Source organism: Microcystis sp. LE18-22.4A, assembly GCF_027531105.1.
GTDB classification, from domain to species: Bacteria; Cyanobacteriota; Cyanobacteriia; order Cyanobacteriales; family Microcystaceae; genus Microcystis; species Microcystis aeruginosa.
In genome coordinates this window covers 1-3,547 of the sequence record NZ_JAPZRB010000082.1, presented here as the reverse complement: position 1 = coordinate 3,547, position 3,547 = coordinate 1, and the positions used below count along the sequence as shown (strand labels likewise).

Annotated in this window: 7 protein-coding genes; 5 read left to right on the top strand and 2 right to left on the bottom strand. The window is 40.8% G+C overall.

Annotated features, from left to right (window positions below; translation table 11 throughout):
• Nucleotides 1-258 precede the first annotated feature (258 nt).
• On the top strand, nucleotides 259-504 hold the full coding sequence (locus O9295_RS03570; RefSeq protein WP_043995636.1) for a DUF2442 domain-containing protein: 246 nt from the start codon (nucleotides 259-261) through the stop codon (nucleotides 502-504).
• Between the two features lie 142 nt (nucleotides 505-646).
• On the opposite strand, the gene O9295_RS03565 is transcribed toward O9295_RS03570, so the two are convergent.
• Entirely contained in the window at nucleotides 647-991 is a 345-nt protein-coding gene (locus O9295_RS03565) for a hypothetical protein (protein WP_043995635.1), read from the bottom strand.
• Between the two features lie 647 nt (nucleotides 992-1,638).
• Between O9295_RS03565 and O9295_RS03560 the strand changes: the two genes are divergently transcribed.
• From O9295_RS03560 to O9295_RS03545, 4 genes are all read left to right on the top strand, one after another.
• Nucleotides 1,639-1,845 carry a hypothetical protein gene (locus O9295_RS03560; protein WP_002760310.1) on the top strand — a complete coding sequence of 69 codons (207 nt, stop codon included), beginning with the start codon at nucleotides 1,639-1,641 and terminating at the stop codon, nucleotides 1,843-1,845.
• On the top strand, nucleotides 1,832-2,161 hold the full coding sequence (locus O9295_RS03555) for a type II toxin-antitoxin system PemK/MazF family toxin (RefSeq protein WP_190357176.1): 330 nt from the start codon (nucleotides 1,832-1,834) through the stop codon (nucleotides 2,159-2,161). Before O9295_RS03560 ends, O9295_RS03555 begins: the two co-directional genes overlap by 14 nt.
• Before the next feature lie 258 nt (nucleotides 2,162-2,419).
• Nucleotides 2,420-2,653, top strand: a complete 234-nt coding sequence (locus O9295_RS03550) for a DUF2283 domain-containing protein (RefSeq protein WP_002769319.1) — start codon at nucleotides 2,420-2,422, stop codon at nucleotides 2,651-2,653.
• 218 nt (nucleotides 2,654-2,871) lie between these two features.
• Nucleotides 2,872-3,132: a hypothetical protein gene (locus O9295_RS03545; RefSeq protein ID WP_288031755.1), complete on the top strand. Its 261-nt coding sequence runs from the start codon at nucleotides 2,872-2,874 to the stop codon at nucleotides 3,130-3,132.
• A gap of 57 nt (nucleotides 3,133-3,189) precedes the next feature.
• Here the strand turns inward: O9295_RS03545 and O9295_RS03540 are convergent, their stop codons facing one another.
• Nucleotides 3,190-3,408 (bottom strand): DUF2283 domain-containing protein, encoded by a 219-nt coding sequence (locus tag O9295_RS03540; RefSeq protein WP_004163787.1) that lies wholly within the window; start codon nucleotides 3,406-3,408, stop codon nucleotides 3,190-3,192.
• Nucleotides 3,409-3,547: the final 139 nt, after the last annotated feature.

Below are 3,547 nucleotides of genomic sequence, written 5' to 3'. Positions count from 1 at the left end.
GTCAGTCTGTAGAGCGACCATAAGACCAGAACAGAGTAAATCTGTTAAGGCAGGTGCGAAAAATCCTTCGGGAAAGAAGCAGAAACCTAAATCGTGAGGTTTGGGAATCACCGTCCGTTTACGGCGGTGAGGATGTCAATTTAGCTTCCAATCGTGGTATTCCTTCCCATGAGCTACGGGAAGTAGAGAGGCTAGTTTATAAAAATCAAGACCTTTTAAGGAGTGCTTATCGTGATTTCCACAAACATTAATCCTATAATGACTGTTGAGCCTGCCGCCATTCGAGCCTGGGCAGAAGAACGCATGATATACGTTGAACTCAGTGATGGACGTATTATCGGTTTTCCTGGCGATCGCTTCCGCATTTTGAAACAAGCAACGAATGAGCAATTGGCGGCGGTTAAGGTTGAAGTCAACGGCTATGCTCTACGGTGGGAAGAATTAGATGAGGATATTACCGTTCCGGGGATTGTCGCTGGTCATTTTCAGTTACCGCCTTTCTAATCTGTTTTGATAGTTCAAGCAACCGTAAGACGGATTTGCGTAGGTGATCGCGGTTTTAAAGTTTAATTAACAACAAGATTAACAAGAAGAGGGCGATCGCACTGACCTCCGACAAGATCGGCGATCGCCCTCAAGAATTGCACTAAAGTGTATCTCGGTATTCTTCAAGTAGGGCTAAAATATCTGCTAGTTGGTTTCTGTGGAAGTTGTTGGGGTTAAGTTGGAATCGGATGATTGCAGTACGGTATCGAGTTTCGATTCGAGTTCGGCGAGTTTCTCGTTCTGTTTTTTCAAGTCGGACAAGCCCCCGTAGGATTTGATCCAATGTAACAAGGCTGAAAGTAATCCCTGCGAAGAGAAGTCCGAACCATTGGGGGATGATAATTTGTTCGTTGCCGAGTTGGATTGAGTCATAGTTGAGGATTATTCCTGTTAAAAAGACGAATAGGGTGGTAAGGATACCGATAAAGGTCTGAAAATCAGGCATTAGATTTTTGTCTACTTAATTTCATTTTAGCATTAAGTTTTCAAGGCAAATTGTTTTGAAAAACGCCCCTTATCAACCATCAACAATAAAACCGCAACCGCAAAATTTTCTAAATTTTGCAATACTAAAAAATACTTGCCTTAGTCATCAACGTTTTTGACGGGTTACAGTATGCTAAACCATCCTATGGGATCAGCGATCGCAATGAGAAGTGTTACAACTGCTTCACTCATAGCTTTAACTGATAGCTCGTGGACTATTTTCTATCCCTTGGGGTAACACGGCGATTGACGTTTCCAAGGCTAAAATAATTGCAGTTTTAAAGTTTAATTAACAAGAAGGCAGTGATCGCTCTGGATGAAAGTGTTTCTTAGGCGATCGCCAAAGGTTTAAGGATACGAGGGATTGATGTTAAAATGTCTTCAGAGGAAGGACTGATTGGGGCTTCTGATGAGGAACAGTTAGCTTATGCTTTGTTGCAAGGCTGAGTTGTTTTCACGTTTCATGTCTCTGATATTGGCAGCTGCAATCGCCGATGATTAAGTTTTGGTTTTTAAATTTAAGATCAGTTTTGGAGACATGATGGCGATCACTGATGCTTCTACGCGCTGTGCTAATATCTTCAATATTATAGGTGCTTTTGTTTTATGAAAAATCAGTTATTAAAATTAGCTTTTGAAGTAGAAATTGAAGAAGGGGAGCAACTCAATCTTCCCAGTTCTATTGTGCAAGGAATTGGTAAAGGCAAGTGGGTGATCACCATTCAGCCCAAAACCTTAGTTAGCGATCGCCTTCATTCTTCTTTTCTGAATAGTTATGCCCCAGAAGACGAAGGTTTATATGACGATTATTAAAGGAGGTGAGTTCTGGGTTGCCAAAATTCTATTTACTGATGGTACGTCATCAAAAAAAAGACCCGTTTTGATTCTTTGGGTTGACGGAGATGACGTGGTTGTAACGGCAGTAACCTCAGCAATGCCCCGAACACAAACAGACATATTATTAAAAGATTGGGCCAATAGTGGTTTGAGGGTTCCCTCTACTGTACGTTTATCCCGTCTTGATTGCTTGGAAAAAAACTTACTGCTTGCTAAATTGGGAAGGATTTCAAACGAAGATGCTGTCTATCTACTTAGAGCTTGGGACGATTATATTAAACCTCAATTTTAGGCGATCGCGGTTTTAAAGTTTAATTAACAAGAAGAGGGCGATCGCACTGGATGAGGAGCAATTAGCCCAGACTTTAGCCGATCCAGATTTAATCCGTTCTAGCGATCGCGATGAAAAGGCGTTGTTATTTTCTAAGTGGTTTTCAACGATTCGGACGGGACGATTTTTAATTGTGGTGGTGGTTTCCCAAACTGATCTTAGTCGTCATTGGATCGTGACCATATACACAGCCCGAAAAATTACAGGGGGAATAATGGTATGGAAAAAAATCTAACTTTTCGCTATGACCCGACGGGAGATATTCTTTATGTAGATGTCTGTTCTCCCTATGCAGATCAAGAGTCGGAGGAGATTGGGGATGAAATTGTCGCTCGTCTAAATCCGACTTCTGGGGAGATTGAGAATTTGGAGATTTTATTTTTCTCGAAACGCTGGAATCAATCCTTACCGTTACAATTGCCGATTGATGCTGCTTTTCGATTAGTGGGATAATGGGACACCCCCTACGCAATCGGCGATCGCACTATTTTGACAGTTCAAGCAACAGCAAGATTGGTCGGCATGGCGTAACGTAATATTATAAAAATATGTCGTATTCAAGAGTAAAAAGACTTGTTAGATAGCATACTCAGTCTAAAAAAAATTGAATTTGATGACTGAAGGTAAATTTTTAGCTTACATTAACATCAGCAAAAGCCAAGAGGTTACTAATGACTCAAGCGATTCGTCAAACAATTTTTGTTCAGTCAGATGGTCGTCTAGAAATTCAGTCAGATCAGCTTTTCCCTGGGAGAAAAGTAGAGGTTATTATTATTCTGGAAGATGACCCTGCAATATCATCAGCAGAAGCTTTAGCCATTAAGAGATTGGAAAATTTAGGTGATCAGCAGGAATGGATAACTGGGGTTGAAGCAGAGGAAGAAATTGATGAGCATGAGTTAAGGGAATGGGTTAAAAGTTGTGGTCACTAAAAATCATTTAGAGTAACACGCCGATCGCCGCTTCATTTCTCCCTAATTTACTTAAACTTATGCAGATGCTTTCAGGGGGACGAGGGGGAGTTGATTGATAATAAATTCACCGAGTTGCACTTTTTTGCTGGCATTATCAATGTCTAAACCGACTAGGTTCCCTAATTCATCGTAATCGGCAACGACTCCTTCTGAAATTTCTTGGCTATCAACACTGGATTTGTCTGCAAGGTGGATATAAAGGGAGTCTGTTTCTGGGTAGTAGTTAATCTTCATGGCTCTTCGGGAATTGTTATGCAAATAATTAACTTAAAATAAAATTCGATGAGAGCGCCTACGCTCAAAAGTAGCTGAAATCCATACAGGGAAGGACTTAAGGCACAAACAGGTTAATACCAAAAGATAGACAATTGAG

Coding starts and splice junctions, on each gene's coding strand:
- O9295_RS03560 (WP_002760310.1), top strand. CDS start 1,639: ATGAAAAATCAGTTATTAAAATTAGCTTTTGAAGTAGAAATTGAAGAA.
- O9295_RS03545 (WP_288031755.1), top strand. CDS start 2,872: ATGACTCAAGCGATTCGTCAAACAATTTTTGTTCAGTCAGATGGTCGT.
- O9295_RS03570 (WP_043995636.1), top strand. CDS start 259: ATGACTGTTGAGCCTGCCGCCATTCGAGCCTGGGCAGAAGAACGCATG.
- O9295_RS03555 (WP_190357176.1), top strand. CDS start 1,832: ATGACGATTATTAAAGGAGGTGAGTTCTGGGTTGCCAAAATTCTATTT.
- O9295_RS03565 (WP_043995635.1), bottom strand. CDS start 991: ATGCCTGATTTTCAGACCTTTATCGGTATCCTTACCACCCTATTCGTC.
- O9295_RS03550 (WP_002769319.1), top strand. CDS start 2,420: ATGGAAAAAAATCTAACTTTTCGCTATGACCCGACGGGAGATATTCTT.
- O9295_RS03540 (WP_004163787.1), bottom strand. CDS start 3,408: ATGAAGATTAACTACTACCCAGAAACAGACTCCCTTTATATCCACCTT.